This is a genomic window from Cognatundibacterium rugosum (assembly GCF_014284365.1).
GTDB classification, from domain to species: Bacteria; Pseudomonadota; Gammaproteobacteria; order Burkholderiales; family Burkholderiaceae_D; genus Undibacterium; species Undibacterium rugosum.
On sequence record NZ_JACOGG010000016.1, the window covers coordinates 63,645 to 82,838 of the forward strand.

At 51.8% G+C, this 19,194-nt stretch carries 15 protein-coding genes and 2 riboswitches; of the genes, 7 read left to right on the top strand and 8 right to left on the bottom strand.

What is annotated here, in order from left to right; all coding sequences use genetic code 11:
* Nucleotides 1-71: 71 nt before the first annotated feature.
* Together H8K47_RS14520 and H8K47_RS14525 are read right to left on the bottom strand one after the other, a co-directional pair.
* Nucleotides 72-1,448 (bottom strand): choice-of-anchor X domain-containing protein, encoded by a 1,377-nt coding sequence (locus H8K47_RS14520; protein ID WP_186882116.1) that lies wholly within the window; start codon nt 1,446-1,448, stop codon nt 72-74.
* Nucleotides 1,438-2,322: a hypothetical protein gene (locus H8K47_RS14525; protein WP_230410219.1), complete on the bottom strand. Its 885-nt coding sequence runs from the start codon at nt 2,320-2,322 to the stop codon at nt 1,438-1,440. Before H8K47_RS14525 ends, H8K47_RS14520 begins: the two co-directional genes overlap by 11 nt.
* Nucleotides 2,323-2,788: 466 nt before the next feature.
* On the opposite strand from H8K47_RS14525, the gene H8K47_RS14530 reads away from it, so the two are divergent.
* The 4 genes from H8K47_RS14530 to H8K47_RS14545 all read left to right on the top strand — a co-directional run bounded on the left by H8K47_RS14530 (nt 2,789) and on the right by H8K47_RS14545 (nt 6,758).
* Entirely contained in the window at nt 2,789-3,340 is a 552-nt protein-coding gene (locus H8K47_RS14530) for a lipocalin family protein (protein ID WP_186882117.1), read from the top strand.
* Nucleotides 3,341-3,476: 136 nt separating this feature from the next.
* The gene (locus tag H8K47_RS14535) at nt 3,477-4,286 is read left to right on the top strand and encodes a mechanosensitive ion channel family protein (protein WP_186882118.1); all 810 of its coding nucleotides are present in this window, start codon (nt 3,477-3,479) and stop codon (nt 4,284-4,286) included.
* Between the two features lie 148 nt (nt 4,287-4,434).
* Nucleotides 4,435-6,120, top strand: coding sequence for a hypothetical protein (locus H8K47_RS14540; protein ID WP_186882119.1), 1,686 nt, complete (start codon nt 4,435-4,437; stop codon nt 6,118-6,120).
* A 176-nt stretch (nt 6,121-6,296) separates the two neighbouring features.
* Nucleotides 6,297-6,758: a cache domain-containing protein gene (locus H8K47_RS14545; RefSeq protein ID WP_186882120.1), complete on the top strand. Its 462-nt coding sequence runs from the start codon at nt 6,297-6,299 to the stop codon at nt 6,756-6,758.
* Between the two features lie 142 nt (nt 6,759-6,900).
* Here the strand turns inward: H8K47_RS14545 and gcvP are convergent, their stop codons facing one another.
* The 4 genes from gcvP to H8K47_RS14565 all read right to left on the bottom strand — a co-directional run bounded on the left by gcvP (nt 6,901) and on the right by H8K47_RS14565 (nt 13,411).
* Nucleotides 6,901-9,780: an aminomethyl-transferring glycine dehydrogenase gene (gene gcvP, locus H8K47_RS14550; protein ID WP_186882121.1), complete on the bottom strand. Its 2,880-nt coding sequence runs from the start codon at nt 9,778-9,780 to the stop codon at nt 6,901-6,903.
* A gap of 133 nt (nt 9,781-9,913) precedes the next feature.
* Nucleotides 9,914-10,291, bottom strand: coding sequence for a glycine cleavage system protein GcvH (gcvH, locus tag H8K47_RS14555; RefSeq protein WP_186882122.1), 378 nt, complete (start codon nt 10,289-10,291; stop codon nt 9,914-9,916).
* 88 nt (nt 10,292-10,379) lie between these two features.
* Nucleotides 10,380-11,510, bottom strand: coding sequence for a glycine cleavage system aminomethyltransferase GcvT (gene gcvT / locus H8K47_RS14560; protein WP_186882137.1), 1,131 nt, complete (start codon nt 11,508-11,510; stop codon nt 10,380-10,382).
* Nucleotides 11,511-11,576: 66 nt separating this feature from the next.
* Nucleotides 11,577-11,690, bottom strand: a riboswitch (glycine riboswitch).
* A 10-nt stretch (nt 11,691-11,700) separates the two neighbouring features.
* A riboswitch (glycine riboswitch) is annotated at nt 11,701-11,789 on the bottom strand.
* Between the two features lie 227 nt (nt 11,790-12,016).
* Nucleotides 12,017-13,411: a DUF2799 domain-containing protein gene (locus tag H8K47_RS14565; protein ID WP_186882123.1), complete on the bottom strand. Its 1,395-nt coding sequence runs from the start codon at nt 13,409-13,411 to the stop codon at nt 12,017-12,019.
* Nucleotides 13,412-13,563: 152 nt separating this feature from the next.
* Between H8K47_RS14565 and H8K47_RS14570 the strand changes: the two genes are divergently transcribed.
* From H8K47_RS14570 to H8K47_RS14580, 3 genes are all read left to right on the top strand, one after another.
* Nucleotides 13,564-15,396 carry an ABC transporter transmembrane domain-containing protein gene (locus tag H8K47_RS14570; RefSeq protein ID WP_186882124.1) on the top strand — a complete coding sequence of 611 codons (1,833 nt, stop codon included), beginning with the start codon at nt 13,564-13,566 and terminating at the stop codon, nt 15,394-15,396.
* A gap of 67 nt (nt 15,397-15,463) precedes the next feature.
* The gene (locus H8K47_RS14575; RefSeq protein WP_186882125.1) at nt 15,464-15,838 is read left to right on the top strand and encodes a VOC family protein; all 375 of its coding nucleotides are present in this window, start codon (nt 15,464-15,466) and stop codon (nt 15,836-15,838) included.
* A gap of 273 nt (nt 15,839-16,111) precedes the next feature.
* Nucleotides 16,112-17,572, top strand: a complete 1,461-nt coding sequence (locus H8K47_RS14580; RefSeq protein ID WP_186882126.1) for a transglycosylase SLT domain-containing protein — start codon at nt 16,112-16,114, stop codon at nt 17,570-17,572.
* Between the two features lie 61 nt (nt 17,573-17,633).
* Here the strand turns inward: H8K47_RS14580 and H8K47_RS14585 are convergent, their stop codons facing one another.
* Entirely contained in the window at nt 17,634-18,881 is a 1,248-nt protein-coding gene (locus H8K47_RS14585; RefSeq protein WP_186882127.1) for a tetratricopeptide repeat protein, read from the bottom strand.
* 186 nt (nt 18,882-19,067) lie between these two features.
* A partial coding sequence (locus H8K47_RS18435) for an ExbD/TolR family protein (RefSeq protein WP_408057904.1) occupies nt 19,068-19,194 on the bottom strand: 127 nt, incomplete at its 5' end.

Consider the following 19,194-nt stretch of genomic DNA (forward strand, 5'->3'; position numbering starts at 1 on the left):
ACTTAGTCATCGTGATCACCAATCGCTGTCACGCAAAAACCTGTGCGGCCAGCCTGGCTCAGCCCAGCAAATCAGCGCACCAAACGTTGCGGGCTTGTACCGGCTGTGGTAGCGGTATTTGAGTTGCCTGCAGTACGACATTCGCTTTGCGGATAGCCGTTGCGTTCCACCTCCGGATCGAGCTGGCGCAGAGCATTTTTTGCCTGTTGCAAGTCTTTGCCAAACTCCATCAGATAGCGCTGCCGCTCGTCGCTCTGCCATTCCTCGCTCGAAAAAATATTCAGTGCATAGGTCTTACTGACTGCCACCTGCCCTTCCAGCCTGGGCATCAGCAAACGGTCGGGATCGACATTTTCACGCAGCAGATAAGCGTCCACATCGCGCAGACGTAAGGGCATCTGCGCCTGACCATCACGCAGTAAATTACCCGCAACGATAAGCGGAATATCATTCAAGCCTTGTGGCAGCACGTCATTAAAACTCAGCAAGGCAAACGGTTTTCCTTGCGCATCGTCCAGTCTGGCGCTGACCAGATAGCGTCCAGGCAGGCGCACATTGGCGCGCAGCGTAAAGCGCAACTGACCTGCTTCAGTGCTTTCCCTGACACCCGCCACCCAGGTGGCGGGCAATTCCGGCGAATACACCACATCGAAGAAGATACGTCCTGGTTTACCAGCGACCGTATAGCTGACTTCGGTACGCAAGGTGCCGTGAAAGCTGGCAAAGCCGCTTTGTGCAGGCTGCAGCGTCGCGCTGTATATCCCATCGGCGGCACGGGTATCACCATCCTGCCCGCTGTCATTCATGTTCAGCGCCAGCGCGGCGCTTTCTTTTTGGCCGGCAAAACTCAAACCTTTGGCAACTGCTTTCTCTACCTGTAATGCCAGCGGCTGTCCCTGCGCATCACTGGCGCGCACCGTGAACACTGCTTTTTCACCGGCGGCCAGATACACATGCGACTGCGTCGTGGCAATCTGCACCGCCTTATCCGCGGTACCGTCAGGCTTGCGCATCGCATGCGATTCGGCGACTGGCTGATTCGGATAGATCTGATCCGGATGCTGACTGACGGGGCGCGAACCTGGCGGATAACGCGTTCCGCTCTGATACTGACACAAAGCCTGATCCGCCTGAACTACTTGTTGCACCAATTGCTGGCGCTGTACGGCTGCTGTCTGCGGCATGCTAGCTGTGCTTGCGGCAGCAGGCATAGACAGGAATTCACGGCCACCACGCCCACCATCTGTAGCCTGTGTAACATCGCCAGATGGGCTAGGCTGACTACCATCCCAGACCAGCACACCCAACAACACAGCCACCACCAGGATGGCCACTACAGGCTTGCGATAAAGTGCCCAGCCATCCCGCGGCGACTTCACTGCACCAGCCGCCTTGGCGACCGATGCAGCGGTGCGCGATGTTCCTGCTTTATCCTGCTTACGTGGCATTGTTGACTACCGCAGTGCGCACCACAGAAATAATGCCCTGCCAATTCCCATTGGCATAATGATTGTAGGCCTCAGCATCATCTCTGAAACTCACAGAATGATAGGCCCACTTGACTGAGCCGCCTTCGTTGGCCGCAGTGCCCAAGGTCAGGTCGTTGCAGAACCAGTCCGAAGGATTGCAGAGTGCCTGTCCACCGGAACCTGCCACCCCACCACTGCTATGGTACGCCACGGCTTCATCGTCCTGGCCAGGCAAGATACCCGAGTAAAAGGTCCCCTTGGCACCTGCATACATATAGAACCAGACGTTGCGGGTATCATTGTGGTTATACATGGCGCGCGCCGTGCTGGTTTTCAAATCCTTGACCAGCGGTTCGCTCATGGCCCAGGAACCCGCATCCGACAATTCCGACCCACCACCGGCGCCCGATGCAGCGCGTACCCATTTGATATTCCAACCGACCTGAGTCGTGCCGTCGCTGTTACCACACTGCCCGGAAGAATTGGAAACAGCGTTTTTCTTCATACGAGTGGAACCACCATAATTCGCCAGTGTATAGCCCATCATCAGATCACCCGCACTATGCGTCGCGACATAGCACCAGTTGTTGCCAGTGCAGAAGCAATCGAGTGCATCACGGATCTTGCCATTCTCAGACGCAATACTGTTATAGCCGTCCCAGTTGACCGCTTTTTTATTGACACCAGCGGCCGTGCTGGCTGGCCCCCAGTAAGTAAAACTAGTGTAGTCGCCGACCACACCGCCACCACCGCGGCCATTGATCCATAGCGTGTAATTCGCAGCGCTGGCGACGCTGGATAAACCGGCCATCGCTAACAGAAAAGTCGTGATCACGATACGCATTAACTTCATTATTCACCTCCCAAAATGAATTACATGAATAGTGCAAACTGAGGACCTCCTCCGCTCGCCGACCAGCCGCTGTCTCCTCCAGAGTCTGGGGATGTTTGTTGAGATTATCTGCTTAGTATGTGTGACTGATCGCAACGCAGTATCGAAACAGCATTGCAGCATGTCAATTTGCGATGCAGCACAGATTTTGATGAAAGTCGTCCCAAGGCTGTCCGCAAAAATTCCTATGGCACTCTGATCAGCTCTAAACCAACACGTCTTTATTCGGCTTAGAGTCAGCGCTCTAATCTGTTCGCATGTACCGGAATACCACAAACCCGGACCTGACCCAAGCCGTAACACAAAAGCGAAAATTGCAGGCAGCGCAGACATCAGCAATTTACCTTATCATCCCCACAGCAAGCACAACGCCATCTCGTGCAGACAACATGCTGACTTTTAGCAACCAACAACCCTCAGGAAAATCATGTCACTCCAACGCTTTGCCTGGCTCGGCACCTGTGCCCTGCTCTCAGCATCCTTGCTCACTGGGTGTAACACGCAACCCGCTGCACCGATGGATGTGGTGGCCCAGGTTGACCTGCAGCGCTATCTGGGACGCTGGTATGAAATCGCACTGATACCTAATCGTTTTCAAGCTATGTGCGCCAGCGATACCCAAGCCGAGTATCAGTTACAAGGCGAACAAATACGTGTCACCAATCGCTGCAAACGTGCCGATCAGGGTATGGAAACTGCACAGGGTGTAGCCGAGGTCGTACCGCAATCCAACAACGCCAAATTACGTGTCAGCTTTTTTCGACCGTTCTATGGCAATTACTGGATACTGGCGCTGGATCCGGATTATCAATGGGTACTGGTCGGTGAACCTGGACGTCAATATGGCTGGGTCTTATCACGTATCCCACAATTACCCGACACTGTCATGCAAGGTATCTGGCAAAAGGCAGAGCAGGCAGGCTATCAACGTACACAATTCCACCCCAGCCTGCAAACTCAGGCTATGTCACCCAAATGACACGCAATTCCCATCCATCTGTCATGATCAATCAGCATCGCAAAAGATTTAGCAAAACTTAACATCGCGCTGATTGACAAGAATGGTATAAAAACGGACATTACTTCCTGAACATTTTTCTTTGAAAAGGATGACTATGCCTAACATCGACCTCGAACACCTACTGAACACCTACATCGTCCCTTTCGGACTGAAAATCCTCGCCGCAATTGCGATCTGGATCGTCGGTGGCATCATCATCAATATGCTGGCCAGTCTGTTGCGCAAGGCAATGACTTTACGCAAGGTAGATCCTACGCTGGTTTCGTATGGCGAATCCTCACTTAAAGTCGCGCTGCGCATCGCACTGGTAATGGCGATCCTCGATGTCTGCGGTATCCAAACCACATCACTGGCAGCCTTGATTGCCGCCGGTGGTGTCGCAATTGGCGTCGCCTGGTCAGGCTTGCTGTCTAACTTCGCTGCCGGGATTTTCCTGGTACTGTTGCGTCCATTCAAAGTTGGCGATGCGATCAGTGCTGGCGGACAAACCGGTGAAGTCACGGAAATTGGCCTGTTCGCTACCACGCTGACTACCGGCGATAACCTGCGTGTTTATGTCGGCAACAGCAAAATTTTTGCCGATAACCTGGTCAACTATTCTGCCAACCCACACCGCCGGGTTGATCTGAAATGCCAGATCGCGAATGGCGTTGAGCCGCTGGCAGCCATTGCGATGCTGCAAAAACATGTCAGCCGCGTCGCCAACATCACGCTGAACCCGGCACCGACCATAGAAATTCTGGAATTTAACGCTGCCGGCACCCTGTTGGCAGTGCGTCCTAACTGCAGTAACAAGGATTACTGGCAAGTCTATTTCGATACCAACAAAGCGATTGCGGCTGCCTGTGCCGAAGCTGGCTGGCCAGTCCCGGCCCCGCATCAGATCGAGATTCATCAATCCTGATCTATCCAATACCGGTAGCACTCCCCCCCCAAAAAAACGCCTCTGAGTCAGAGGCGTTTTTATTTTGTTCCTTTTCTTTATAGCAAACATTCATACCGCATTTGCAATACAATGACAATTTACTACCCAAATGCACGAGGGATAATCAATGATTGCAGCAGAGTCGAGAGCAATAAACTTCTTATCTCGGATTGGGACGTTCGCACTATTTACATTGCTTTACGTACTCTCGACATCTCTGGTATATGCACAAGCAGTAAAGGTCAGCTTAACTTTTAACCCTGATAGTAAAAGTGTCGAAGCCCGCTTCCAATTATCAAATGCGGTTGACACGCTACGCTTCGTAGGTAACGGTGAAATACGATTAAAGACCTGGACCCCTTTACATGGTGCGCGCCTGAATGAAGACGGTACTGCACTAATATTACCAAAAGAACAAAACTGGGTTTCCGTCAAACTCAATCCGTTTGAGCGGGATGGCTTAATGGATAGGGTCTACTCACCGGTCATATTATTTGGCGATGGGCGCGCCGCGCAAATATATTCAGAATACTTACTCCCTAGACAAGGGGGCGTAATTAACCTGACTACTCCTGGCGTCGTGTTGGGACATGCCGTCGCTCAAGGGAAGACAGCCTGGGGCGCAAACGATGCTGCAACCTACATCGTCGCAGGGCAAACTGACACTACAGAGAAAAATGATTACAGCATCACTCTGGATAAAAAATTACCTGCTTGGATTGCGCGTACGCTCAATGAAAACCTAGCTGCACTGATGAATCTGTATTCAAAGAAGTTTGGCTCACAACCAAAGAAAAAACCTTGGATCGTGGTTTCATTCGACCCCAATACGCCAAATAAAAATGCTGTTTTTCGGGGAGACACCAACCCTGGTATGGTACGACTCAATTTCATGGGACGCTTGTGGGAACAAGAAAATACGGCGCAAATTAATCAGCTAAGCAGTTTCTTAGCCCATGAACTTTTTCATTTATGGAATGCTCAACAATGGAAAATTCAGCGCGAAGAACCAATCTGGTTGTTTGAGGGCGGTGCGGACGCAGCAGCGCAAGACGCATTACGTACGCTAGGAGTCATCAACGCCGAACAATATAAAAATGAACGCACTAAAAGCCTGATTGCTTGCAGCCTCGCAGAAGGTGAAACATTAGCCAGTAAATTAAATGGGCGTACTCACTATACTTGTGGAGCAGCTATTTTTTATCTAGCCGCTGCAATGAATTCAACTACCTCAAATTCGACAGGCCCTTTAGATGTATGGGCAAGTATCTTTACATCTTCTAAAACAAAAACTTATAGCACTACGGATTTTCTTCGTGTTGCAGCAAATTCCGCGCGCCATTCACCAACTACTACAAGTGCCTATCAGGCATCCCAGCTTAAGGATTTGATAAATTCAACTTTACCTTGGCGAGAAGCTTTAATTCGTGACCAGGGAATGTTTCATCTACACGAGACCCAACAAGGAGACGACCCCAATATAGTCGTTGCCAGAGTCTTATTAGATAAGCTGGTAATCGACAGAGTTGACAATGATTGCCAAGGCTCTACTAGTATTAGCTATAGGAATCAAAGCTATCAAATAGATGCGCTGCGTTCCTGCCGACGAATACAAAGCGGCGTAACACTCACACATTTAGGTAATTTTTCTATGTACGAAAATGCGCAACAGGCCTGGGCCTATGCGCGCGACCAATGTACTAAGGGGGCAGATCTGCATTTCAGCGGTAAGAATGATGTTTCACTGGATTTACCTTGCACTCAAATGCCAGCGCTGCCTCAGGGATTATTTGTATTTAATTCCGAACATTAAGCACGAATGGCCATTTCCTGCGTCCCATCTGCCCTAGATTCGCTGCAACTTGCCCACATCCCTTATAAAAACGCCTCTGAGTCAGAGGCGTTTTTATTTTGTGCTTACTTTGTACTTACTCTTTACTCAAAACCGACTATGCTGACTGGTACGTCTATCCATTTTCGGAGCGTCTCATGAATAAACTGCGCGTATTCTTTCAATTACTCATCACACTGGCACTGATATCGGCCAATATCAGTCAAGCTGCAGACAAGCCCGAAGATGCGGTGGCGATGGTAGAAAAGGGACTGGCTTATCTGCAAAAAAATGGTAAGGACGCATTGGTACGTGAAATCAATGCAAAAAATCCTGATTTCATCGTGGGTGAGCTGTATCTGTATATACGCGGCATCGACGGCACTGTACTTGCACATCCGGTCAACCCCAAACTGGTCGGCAAGAACCTGATTGAGTTGCCGGATGCAGAAGGCAAGCTATTTAGAAAAGACATCGTGGAACTGGCCAAAAGCAAGGGCAAAGGCTGGGTTGATTATCGCTACAATAATCCGGTCAGCAAACAGATAGAATCGAAGAGCACGTATCTGCAGCGGGCTGGCGATATCATCCTGGAAGCAGGGATTTACAAAGGAAAATAGCGCCTCAGCCTGACCGAAGCGACAAAAAAAGGCTGCTGTTCTCAGAACAGCAGCCTTTTTTGACCAATTTCAGCAACTAAGCCCGGCACCTAAACTCAGCAATCAACGCTGCGGTATTAGACGCAAGGCCGATTAGCTGTGATTACTGATACTCGCTCAGCGGTATGCAAGAGCAGAACAGGTTACGGTCACCGTAGACATTGTCAGCACGGCCGACTGGTGCCCAATATTTCTGCTTACGCAAAGAACTGACCGGATAAGCGGCCACTTCGCGGCTGTAAGCACGGGTCCATTCGGCAGACACCAGTGTTTCTATTGTGTGTGGTGCATGCTTCAAAGGATTGTCTTTAGCATCGAATTCACCGCTGGCGACCTTAGCGATTTCTTCACGGATGGTGATCATCGCGTCGATAAAGCGATCCAATTCTGCCAGCGATTCGCTTTCAGTCGGTTCTATCATCAGCGTGCCCGGCACCGGGAAGCTCATGGTCGGCGCATGGAAGCCAAAGTCGATGAGGCGCTTAGCCACGTCTTCATTGGAGATGCCGGTTGCATCGGTCAGTGGACGCAGATCCAGAATACATTCATGCGCCACCAGACCGTCGTGCCCAGAGTACAACACCGGATAGTGTGGTGCCAGGCGTTTAGCGATGTAGTTCGCCGCCAGGATCGCTGTTTCGGTTGCTGCTTTCAAGCCTTCTGCCCCCATCATTGCGATGTACATCCACGAAATAGGCAAGATAGAAGCGGAACCGAATGGCGCAGCACTCACGGCGGAAATACCGTCTTCACCGCGCACATAGCCAGTCGATTTCTGATTGGGAAGGAACTTCGCCAGATGCGCACCAACGGCCACCGGACCGACACCAGGACCGCCACCACCGTGAGGAATACAGAAAGTCTTGTGCAAATTCAGATGGCTGACGTCGCCGCCAAACTGCCCCGGTGCAGCAACACCAACCAGTGCATTCATATTGGCGCCGTCGACATAGACCTGACCACCATGACTATGGACGATCTCGCACAGCTGCTGTATGCCTTCTTCGAACACACCGTGGGTGGACGGATAGGTCACCATGATGGCAGCCAGATTGGCACTGTGTTTTTCTGCCTTGACCGCCAGGTCCGCCAGATCCACGTTACCACGCTCGTCACAGGCAACGACGACGACATCCATGCCTACCATGGCGGCAGAAGCAGGATTAGTACCGTGTGCAGACGATGGGATCAGACAGATATTGCGATGTCCCTCACCACGTGACTCATGGTATTTTTTGATGACCAGCAGACCCGCATATTCGCCTTGCGAACCGGCATTCGGCTGCAGGGAAACGGCCGCATAGCCAGTTGCTGCGCACAGCATGGCTTCCAGCTGAGCGATCATTTCGCGGTAACCCACGGTCTGATCCTGCGGCGCGAATGGATGGATATTGGAAAATTCTGGCCAGGTGACCGGAATCATTTCCGACGTCGCATTCAGTTTCATGGTGCAGGAACCCAGCGGTATCATGCTGCGATCCAGCGCCAGATCCTTATCTGCCAGGCTGCGCAGGTAGCGCAGCATTTCATGCTCGGCATGGTAACGGCTGAACGTAGGATGGGTCAGGAAGGCGCTGCTGCGTACCAGTTTAGCTGGAATCGCATCTGTGACTGTCGCTTCTACCGCCGCAAAATCCGGTACCGGTTTAGCCTGCGCAAACATTTCCCAAACACGGATCACGTCATCACGATTCACCGTTTCATCCAGCGACACACCGACCTGATTGGCGCTGATCTGACGCAGGTTATAGCCTTTTGCCTGAGCTGCTGCGTGCACTGCAGCAGCATCTGCCACATTCACAGTCAGCGTATCAAAATAAGTGCTGTTGGCCAGGCTCAGACCCATCTGTTGCAGACCCGCTGCCAGCACTGTGGTGTAACGCTGTACACGTTGCGCTATACGACGCAGGCCTTCCGGGCCATGGTAGACCGCGTACATAGACGCAATCACGGCCAGCAATACCTGTGCGGTACAAATATTGGACGTCGCTTTTTCACGACGGATATGCTGTTCACGTGTTTGCAAAGCCAGACGGTAAGCAGGCTTACCTTGTGCATCAACGGTCACACCGACCAAACGGCCTGGCATGCTGCGCTTGAATGCATCACGGGTAGACATATAGCCTGCGTGTGGACCACCAAAACCCAGCGGCACACCGAAACGCTGGCTGTTACCGACCACCACGTCAGCACCCCATTCGCCCGGTGGCGTGATCAGTGTCAGCGCCAGCAAATCAGCAGCAACGATGACCATGCCGCCTTTAGCGTGGACTGCAGCAGCAAATTCTGCGTAATCGCGAATTTCACCATTAGCAGCAGGATATTGCAGCAGGACGCCGAAACATTCGTTGTCGATCGCTTCGTTACCGGTGCAGGTACGGACTTCGATGCCCAGCGGCGTTGCACGGGTTTCGATGATCTCGCGGGTTTGAGGCAATACGTCGTCTGCCACGTAGAACACATTGGAGTTCGATTTGCCGACGCGCTGTATCAGCGTCATCGCTTCAGCCGCTGCAGTGCCTTCATCCAGCATAGACGCATTCGCGATATCCATGCCAGTCAGATCGGTAATCATGGTCTGGAAATTCAGGATCGCTTCCAGACGGCCTTGAGAAATTTCTGGCTGATATGGCGTGTATGCGGTGTACCAGGCAGGATTTTCGAAAATATTACGCAGGATAACGCCTGGCGTATGTGTGTTGTAATAACCCTGACCGATCAGGGATTTCAACACCTTGTTTTTACCAGCGATGGTTTTCAGCTGAGCCAGCGCATCCTGTTCGGATTTAGCAGCGGTGAACTCCGCCAGCGGCAGCACATCGCGGCGGCGGATATTGGCAGGAACGATCGCATCGATCAATGCTTCACGGCTGGCATAGCCCAAGGTTTCAAGCATTTTTGCCTGTTCAGCAGCAGACGGAGCAATGTGACGTGCGATGAAAGCATCGTGTGCTTCCAATTCATTAAGAGAAGGACGTGTCATGATTTTTGCGGACAAGTGGGGGTCTTGATGCAGACATCACAGCACAGACCGTCAAGGGAGTGCTGCGACATCTGCTCAGGGCTGAACCAAGGCTCAGCCCTGAGCCGGATAAAGGGTGTTACAGCTGGAACAATCAGCCGATGTTTTGTGCGTAGGCTTCTGCACTCAGTAAACCGTCGATATCAGCCGCATTGGCTGGCTTTAGTTTGAACAACCAGGCATTGAAGGCAGCAGAATTGATCGACTCTGGCGCATCTTTAACTTCTTCATTGATGGCAACCACTTCACCGGACAACGGTGCGTAGATATCACCAGCGGCTTTGACAGACTCCACGACGGCGCAGTCTTTACCTGCTTCCAGCTGGCTACCAACTTTTGGCAAGTCCACGAAAACGATATCGCCCAATGCATCCTGAGCAAACTCAGTAATGCCAACGGCAACTGTGCCGTCTGCTTCTACGCGTACCCATTCGTGGGATGTGGTGTATTTCAGTTCTGCTGGAATGTTCATGCTGGACTCCAAATTGATCAGTTATTGTGTTTAAAATCAGGTCTAAAAAATTCGGGCGTGTGATGCGAAATCACACGCCCCTGCTACTTTATGCTGCCAGGACTTTTCCGTTACGGACAAAAGGCAGTTTCACGACACTGGCCGCCAGTTGTTTATCACGGATGACGACGTGTACCGTGTCTCCCACTGCCACACCCAGAGGCAGACGGGCCAGTGCAATCGCTTCCTGCATACTAGGGCTGAATGTGCCGCTGGTAATTTCCCCTTCACCTTGTGCGCAAATCACTTTTTGGTGCGCACGCAGAATGCCACCTTTTTCACGCAAAATCAAACCGAGGAATTGTGCTTTTTGTCCTTGCTCCAGCAAAGCCTGTTTGCCAACGAAATCGCGTTCGCTCACCAGATCAATGGTCCAGGCCAGACCGGCGTCGAGCGGGTTCACACTCTCGTCCATATCCTGACCGTACAAATTCATACCTGCTTCCAGACGCAGCGTATCGCGTGCACCCAGGCCAGCTGGTTTGACGCCAACTGCGGTCAACGCATCCCAGAACGCAACAGCCTGTTCGGCCGGCACGGCGATTTCAAAACCATCTTCACCGGTATAACCTGTGCGGGCCACCATGACTTCACCGAATTTTGTACCCTCAACGATCACCGCATTGAAGGGTTTGATGTCAGCGGAAGCAGCCTGAGTTTCTGGCAGCACTTCCCATGTTTTGGCACGCGCATTCGGGCCCTGCACTGCGACCAGCGCAAATGCACCCTCGCCGTTACGGCGTTGAGTGATCGTCAGGCCACTCTGGGTTTCTGCATTGCGCGCATTCATCCAGGCGATGTCTTTTTCTGCCGTACCGGCATTCACCACCAGACGGAACCAGTTTTCACTGAAAAAATAAATGATGAGGTCATCGATGACGGTGCCTTCCGGTTTCAGCATGCAGGAATAAAGTGCTTTGCCTGGAACCTGCAGCTTATCGACGTTATTCGCGACCAGACCGCGCAGGAAGCCGCGTACATTGTCGCCACGGATATCGACCACGCACATGTGGGAGACGTCAAACATGCCGCAATCTTTGCGCACAGCGTGATGTTCTTCAATTTGGGAACCATAGTTGACCGGCATATCCCAACCGCCGAAATCAACCATTTTTGCACCAGCCGCGCGATGGGCTGCATTGAGGGGAGTTACCTTGAGAGATGTCGCTGTTTGCGTCATGGATGCCTCTTTACCAGTTGAGTAGGAACGAAAACGCACGCAGACGCCGCTGCATGCGATGCAATCGCTGACCCCTCTGTCCTGGTACCTGAGAGATTACGGCGACAGTATCTGTCCTCCGTGCGCACCTTCGGTGGGTAGTGCAGTTCTGAACCGCTACCGCTCTCCAGAGTGTGGGGTGTGTTTTACGCCCCGTTGACCGGTCCTTTTGCCTGAGAGTTTGTTGGGTATTAGCCCCTTCGGCGGCAACCGCTGGTTGCTCTCTCCCGATCAAGTAGCGCGATTATATAAGGCTTGGATGAGGTTGGATATATTCAAAAGCAAATATTTGGTGATTTCGCGCACGCTGCAGTCATGAACGACATCCAGCGCTGATGGCTCAGGCACAGTTCTTTGCCAGATGTGCAAGTTTGTCTGGGTGACTCAAAAAAATGCAGCTGACTTCCGGCTCAGGGCAGATGTCAGCGGCACAGTCAGCCAATGAGTGACCGCTAAAGCTCAATCAGTTACAGATAAATATCGCGCCGCAAGCCGTCCATTTGCTGTTGATAACGGAATTCCCAGGAGCGCAGCTCATCGATACGGCGACGCAAAGACTGCAACTGATCGCGCAGCTCATTCTTATTCCGCTCATTGCGGCTATCGATGTTTTGATTTTCCTGCGTATTCGGACGATTCTTATCTTCCCGGTTTTTCCTGATCTCAGCCTCCACCTGATTCAACTGACGCTCCACATCGCGCGCTCTGCGTTCATGATCGCGTAAATCTCTGTGTGTACTTTCCAGCCTGTATGCCAACTGCTCATAATCACGGCCACTGATCAGGGCGCGCTGTAAACGTCCCTGAATCGCAGGCTGACATACTTCCACTGCCATGCCTTTGGACTGACGGCCCCATTCAAACGCGTTATCGACGGTGCAGTAAGCTGCATTTTGTTTTTGCCAAGCCTGGGTATACGCATCGCGGGTCTGCGCAATCACAAACACTTGATTGCTGCGCGCGCTGGCCATGCGCTGATCAAGCTGGAAAGGCTGTCCAAAACCATCGGCTGCGCCTACTTCAGTCCAGTACTCAATCAGACGCTGTTCCCATTTTTGTTTATATTCTGCTTCTAAAAATTTTAGACCGCGCCGTTTGGCATCGTCACGGCGCGTGTTTATATCACGCCCACTGACTGCATCTGCCCAAGCCAGCTGACGCCAGTATTCAATGATTTCCCGGTCCCAACCTACGCGGTAGGCTTCAGGACGTGCTAACAAATCTTTTTCTTTGGCTGCTTGCAGATGCTGCTCCAGATGGCTGTCCGGAATACCGTCATGTGCATCCTGGTAACCAAGATTTTCCCAGTATTTGTAATTCCCATCCTGCCAGCCCTGACGATAAGAGCCTTGCCGGAAGCCGATTTCAGCGCCGGTACGCGCGCGGAATTGCTCTTCAGCCGCAGTCTTACCCGCTTTACCATCGTCAAAACCGGTCTGATACCAGTATTCGTGATTTCCCTGCTGCCAGCCTTGTTCATAGTAAGCCGGGTTCAGCGGCGTTTTGTTTTCAACAACCTTGTCGGATATCAGTTGCTGCTGATAATGCACAACACCGAGTCCGGTACGCCCGTCAACCCGCCCCAGCTGAAACCAAAACTGCTGATTACCCAGCACCCAGCCCTGCGCATATTGAATAGCAGATTCTTCCCTGATTTTGTCACTGTCTACAAAGGAGCAGAAACGCTTTCTGTCTTCAAATTGCTGCACCAGTCCGTCACCGCCGTCTTTTTTCCCTATCAGTTGCCAGTCACCGGTTTTACAGTCATTCACGCGGTTCATGGTACTCTGGCAGGCACTCAGCGTCAGCACAGCCAGCATCAGTAACAGCGCTGGAATACGTCTCTCAATCATTTTTTTCATAGCGTCTTTTTTTAATGGGAATGACAGCTCAACAACGCCTGTCAGCAAGAAGGCGTTGACGCAAGGAATGTAGGCAGGCAAGAAAGCTCGCCACCAACTTGAAAAGCACAAGGCAGACATCATGTAGGTGACTGCCCACCACAATAGCCAAGATGAACAATCCAAACCCACCCCAAGCTGCACGCAGCAGTATACGCACTCTGGCCGCACTGCTGCCATTTTTACGCCCTTATCGCAGGCAGTTTGTGCTGGCAGGTATCGCCTTATTGCTAGCTGCAGCGGCAACACTCGCCATCCCGGCTGCATTCCGTCAAATGATAGATCTGGGTTTTGCCAGCAAAGCCGGAGCGAATCTGAGCCGTGTGAACCTGACTTTTCTGGCCCTTTTTGGCGTTGCCATCCTGCTAGGCATAAGTACTGCAGCCCGGTTTTATATGGTGTCCTGGCTGGGTGAACGGGTCACTGCCGATATCCGCAACCGCGTGTATGCACATGTAGTGACCCAGAGTCCCGAGTTTTTTGAAACCACACAAACCGGTGAAGTCCTGTCGCGCCTGACCACGGATACAACGCTGATACAAACCGTAGTCGGCACCAGTATTTCCATGGCACTGCGTAATGTCCTGTTGTTTGCCGGTGGCCTGCTAATGTTGTTCGTCACCAGCGCCCAGCTGACACTGATGATACTGGTGATGCTGGCGGTTGTGGTGCTACCTATTATTGGGTACGGACGACGCGTCAGGCAATTGTCGCGTGACTCACAGGATAAAATTGCGGATGCGTCGGCCATCGCAGGTGAGATCTTGAATGCTATGCCTACCGTACAAGCCTACGCCCATGAACAGCTGGAAGCACAGCGCTTTGCCAGCTCAGTCGAGTATGCATTTCGTAGCGCAACCCGCAGAATACGTGCACGTTCCCTACTCACGCTGCTGGCAATCTTGCTGGTATTCGGTGCAATCGTTCTGGTGTTATGGCTGGGCGCTCAACGCGTGATGCAGGGAGAAATGAGCAGCGGCCAACTCGGGCAATTTATTTTGTATGCGGCGATTGTAGCCGGGGCGCTCGGCGCACTGTCTGAGGTACTGGGCGATGCACAGCGCGCAGCCGGTGCCACTGAGCGATTGCTGGAGTTGATGGAAGTACAGTCCAGCATACAGAATCCCGCACAAGCATTACCGCTGCCTGACGTAGCGGGTGCGGCACACCATGGTGCCAGCCTGGCATTACAACAGATTCAGTTCTCTTATCCATCACGACCACAACAAGCCGCGCTGACTGACATCAATCTACAGATCGCACCGGGCGAAACCCTGGCCCCGGTTGGCACCTCAGGCGCAGGCAAAACCACATTGTTTCAATTACTGTTGCGCTTTTACGATCCCCAGCGAGGCAACATCCTGCTCAACGGAGTCGATATTCGCCAACTTAATTTGCAAACTCTGCGCGACGCGATAGGCATCGTGCCTCAGGATGCAGTCATTTTCTCAGCCAATGCAATGGAGAATATCCGCTATGGCGATCCGGATGCCAGCGATGAAGCGGTGATCGCAGCAGCAAAGCTGGCAGCCGCCCACGAGTTTATAGAACGCCTTCCCGAGGGTTATCAGTCATTTCTGGGGGAGCGTGGTGTCAGGCTGTCTGGCGGCCAGCGGCAGCGGATTGCAATTGCACGCGCACTGTTGAAAAATCCACCTTTGCTATTACTGGACGAGGCAACCAGCGCACTTGATGCAGAGTCAGAACGCCTGGTGCAGGAAGCACTGGAACGCGCCATGCAAGGCCGTACCACACTCATCATTGCGCATCGTCTGGCGACCGTGCAACGTGCAGATCGCATCGTCGTGCTGGAACATGGCAAAATTGTTGAAACTGGCAACCACCAGTCCCTGATTGCACAAGGCGGCATCTATGCCCGGCTGGCTGCACTGCAATTCAATCTGGAAGCCGACGCCGCGCAACAGGCGGAGGCTGTGGCAGAATAAGTTCAATGCAGAGCGCCTGCTACACTAAGCGCACAAATTTTTCATCCCTCATCAGACAGGAGACAACATGATAGGTTACGTTACTTTAGGTACGAATCATTTCGAACAGGCTGCTGCGTTCTATGACACCTTGCTGGCAGAAATAGGCGCGCGCCGCATCATGGAAGGCGAGCAATTTATTGCCTGGGGCGTCAGCCCGGCTAAACCCAGTCTCGGCATCATCAAACCGTTTAACGGCCAGCCAGCCTGCGTCGGTAATGGCAGCATGGTAGCACTGGTAGTTGACTCAGCAGACAAAATCAAAGCCTTACACGCAAAAGCCCTGGCACTTGGCGGCAGTGATGAAGGTGGACCGGGTCCGCGCGGCACCAGTGGTTTTTATGCTGCTTACTTCCGCGACCTGGACGGCAATAAACTCAATGCATTCTGCATGCAATCCTGACCCTGTTTCAGCAGAGAGAAATGGCCGGAAAGCCAAGACAGGCAAGGGAAAACACCTTGCCTGCCCCTACAAACATAGCCTGTCCGACCCAGCAGAAATAGTCGCATATTCGCGTTTCTGTTGCGATTATTGAGAAATCTCACCCTTATTTTCGCTCATCACTCAAGATGTCAATCAGATGACATTTTCCTTGACGAGGTCTTCTGCACTTGCGTACACTCTCACGATCCTGAAATCAAAGTCGACCAAGGTCGATGAGCCATCATCTTGCCTATGAAACGATTAAGACACCCTTTCCAACCCTTATTGCTCAGCGCATGGATAGCATTCGCGATTCCTCAGCTCTGTCAGGCAGAAAGCCCCGCTCCGGACGCACTGAACTCCACACCGGAAACCAGCCTCTCCAGTTCGACGCCCATTGATAGCTCGCTCAAAATTTCTTCCTTCAGTTACGAAAATAAAGAACTGGATTTATGGGAGCGTATCCGCGCCGGCTATGCCATCCCAGACCTGGACAACAAACTGGTTGCGGGCCAGACCACCTGGTACAGCTCGCGCAGCGACTACATGCTGCGCACAGTGCAACGTGGTTCACGCTACCTCTACCATGTGGTTGAAGAGCTGGAAAAACGCGGCATGCCGACAGAACTGGCCTTGCTCCCTTTTATCGAATCCGCTTTCAATCCCCAGGCTATCTCCACCGCAAAAGCCAGCGGCATGTGGCAATTCATGGCGGCGACAGGAAAAGACTTCAATCTGAAGCAAAACATGTTCAAGGACGACCGTCGTGGCGTACTTGACTCTACCGATGCCGCACTGAATTACCTGGAACGTTTGTACGGTATGTTTGGTGACTGGCAACTGGCGCTGGCAGCCTATAACTGGGGCGAAGGCTCAGTACAACGCGCAATCAAGAAACAACAGGCTGCAGGCCTGCCTGTCGATTACGACAGCATGTCTTACCTGATGCCGCTTGAGACCAGAAATTATGTGCCCAAGCTGCAGGCCGTGAAAAACATCATCACTCATCCTGAACAATACAATATCACCCTGCCTGCACTGGAAAACCAGCCTTACTTTGTTCCCATTGAAAAAACCCGCGATATCGATGTACGTGTCGCAGCGCAACTCGCTGAATTACCCTTGGCAGAATTCAATGCGCTCAATCCGCAATTTAACCGCCCAGTGATTACCGGTAGCAGCAATACAAAAATCCTGCTTCCGACTGAGAATGCTGCGCTGTTCAAGGAAAATCTGAGCAAATGGCAGGGACCGCTATCGAGTTGGGCCACCTACATCGTTCAAAAAACCGAAAAAATTGAAGCGCTGGCGATTAAGCTGGGCCACAAGGTTGAGGCTTTGCGGGACGTCAATATGATCCCCGCCAAAATGCTGGTCAAAGCAGGCTCCACCTTACTGGTTCCGAAATCCGCGCATGCAGAAGATAAAGACATTGCCCCTGAAGTCGCAGAAAAAGCCCAGCTAGTCATAGAAAAGGCGATTACCACACGCCAGATCAGCTACAAAGTAGGCAAGCGCGACAATCTGAACGGCATTGCAAAACGCTATCATGTCAGTGTCGCGGATATTAAATCCTGGAATAAGCTAAAGTCAGAACAAGTCAGCTCTGGCCAGACTTTGCACCTGGAAATCCCAGTTGGTAAATCCAACGCACGCCAAAAAGTTGCACATCACAATAGCAGCCACAAACACAGTAAAAAGCATCACGGCTAATCAGCGCGTAGCATAAAAAAAGGCACCGCGAAGGTGCCTTTTTTTTTCGATCAGAACAAGCTTATTTCTGACCTGCGTACAGTACCCAGTAACGGGCCAGATCTGCGACACCATCTTTACCCTGAACCGACTTCAGCGTTTTGATCGCTTCCTGTTTTTTGCCCGATTGCAACTGTGCAATGCCCAGATGCAGTTTCGCATCCTCAGGATGTTTGAGGCCGCCTTTTTTGATGCCCTCTTCCATCATCGCAATACCTTGCTGAGCCTTGCCGGAAGTGGCTGCAGCGAAGCCCAGGCTAACCAATGCATTACCGTCCTTAGCCTGCTTTGCATCTGCTTCTGCAGTTGCAGCTGCTTTAGTTGCTTCATCCACAGCTTTAGCAGCCATATCGCGCAAACGCTTATGACGCTCAGCATCGTTGCCAGCACCTAAAGCACCCGCTTTGTAGCCTGCATCAATGATCTTGGTCGCTTCGCCAGGATAACCAGCCTGAATCGCCATCAGCGAGGAATCCATATAGTCAGATGTTTTGCTAACCTGACCCAAGGCCAGTTTCAGGCGATACAGATCAAGTTTCAGACGTTCAGAATAACCTGGCTTACGCTCTACGTTATTCAGCAGATTCACCCAGTATTCTTTTTTACCGTGGTAAGCAACCAGCTTTTCCAGCGCAGTCGTGTAGCCTGCCATGTCTTTTTGCTTCAATGCTGCATTCGCATAGAATTCCAGATTGGACAAGCTAGGTGTACGTCCGGCCTTTTCATCTGCAGCCAGATCATTCATCACTTCCTTCATCGCTTTCGCGCTGTCGCCACCCTGATTCATCGCCTGGATCATATATGGGCGCAGGGAAGGATCAGTACCGCCATCAGCGTAGTAACGGCTATACCATTGGGATGCCTTGGCATAGTTACCAGCTTTAAAATACGCATTTGCCAGTACCTGTATCATCTGCAACTGATCTTTCGACGGCAACTTACCGGCAGAGATAATTGTTTCCGCAGAACGGATCACTGTGTCGTTATCATTGGCAGCGGAAGCAATCGACAAGCGCATACGTTCGATCGTGAAATTCTCATTCACAGTCTTACCACCTACACTGTCAGCCTCATGAATCTTAGCCAGTGCGTCTTTGTACTTCTTCGCTTTAAATAACTCACCTGCAGACTGAACGATACGACCGATCTCCGGACGCATTGCTTCCTGAGCATACGCAGTGTTTGCAGCGATATTGGTTAATTCTGGCGCGGCAGCAAAGCCGATCGCTGCAATCAATACAGCGGTACGAGACAAGCGAAGTTGCATCATATGTTGATCTCTCAATCAATAAAATAAATAATCTATGGAATCAGTAGCCGCTGAGGCAGTCTGAGACTCTTCCTGATTCCAGCAAATATAAAAAACGGCAGGAACCAGCCTGCCGATTTTCAATCATACATCAAGTGCAGCTGAATGAAGTGCTTAACTTGCATGAATTCTGCAGTACAAGCAAGCTTACTTCATAAACTGCTCATTCCCAACCATACCGATCTTGGTCACGCCCAGACGCTGGGCTGAGGCCATCACCGCGGCCACCGATTTGTATGGCACCACCGCGTTAGGACGCAGATGCACCTCAGGC

Excerpts from the sequence above, each read along its gene's own strand:
- H8K47_RS14585 (WP_186882127.1), bottom strand. The coding sequence starts at position 18,881 with ATGATGCAACTTCGCTTGTCTCGTACCGCTGTATTGATTGCAGCGATC.
- H8K47_RS14580 (WP_186882126.1), top strand. The coding sequence starts at position 16,112 with ATGAAACGATTAAGACACCCTTTCCAACCCTTATTGCTCAGCGCATGG.
- H8K47_RS14525 (WP_230410219.1), bottom strand. The coding sequence starts at position 2,322 with ATGAAGTTAATGCGTATCGTGATCACGACTTTTCTGTTAGCGATGGCC.
- H8K47_RS14520 (WP_186882116.1), bottom strand. The coding sequence starts at position 1,448 with ATGCCACGTAAGCAGGATAAAGCAGGAACATCGCGCACCGCTGCATCG.
- gcvT (WP_186882137.1), bottom strand. The coding sequence starts at position 11,510 with ATGACGCAAACAGCGACATCTCTCAAGGTAACTCCCCTCAATGCAGCC.
- H8K47_RS14570 (WP_186882124.1), top strand. The coding sequence starts at position 13,564 with ATGAACAATCCAAACCCACCCCAAGCTGCACGCAGCAGTATACGCACT.
- H8K47_RS14545 (WP_186882120.1), top strand. The coding sequence starts at position 6,297 with ATGAATAAACTGCGCGTATTCTTTCAATTACTCATCACACTGGCACTG.
- H8K47_RS14535 (WP_186882118.1), top strand. The coding sequence starts at position 3,477 with ATGCCTAACATCGACCTCGAACACCTACTGAACACCTACATCGTCCCT.
- H8K47_RS14565 (WP_186882123.1), bottom strand. The coding sequence starts at position 13,411 with ATGAAAAAAATGATTGAGAGACGTATTCCAGCGCTGTTACTGATGCTG.
- H8K47_RS14530 (WP_186882117.1), top strand. The coding sequence starts at position 2,789 with ATGTCACTCCAACGCTTTGCCTGGCTCGGCACCTGTGCCCTGCTCTCA.
- gcvP (WP_186882121.1), bottom strand. The coding sequence starts at position 9,780 with ATGACACGTCCTTCTCTTAATGAATTGGAAGCACACGATGCTTTCATC.
- H8K47_RS14540 (WP_186882119.1), top strand. The coding sequence starts at position 4,435 with ATGATTGCAGCAGAGTCGAGAGCAATAAACTTCTTATCTCGGATTGGG.
- gcvH (WP_186882122.1), bottom strand. The coding sequence starts at position 10,291 with ATGAACATTCCAGCAGAACTGAAATACACCACATCCCACGAATGGGTA.
- H8K47_RS14575 (WP_186882125.1), top strand. The coding sequence starts at position 15,464 with ATGATAGGTTACGTTACTTTAGGTACGAATCATTTCGAACAGGCTGCT.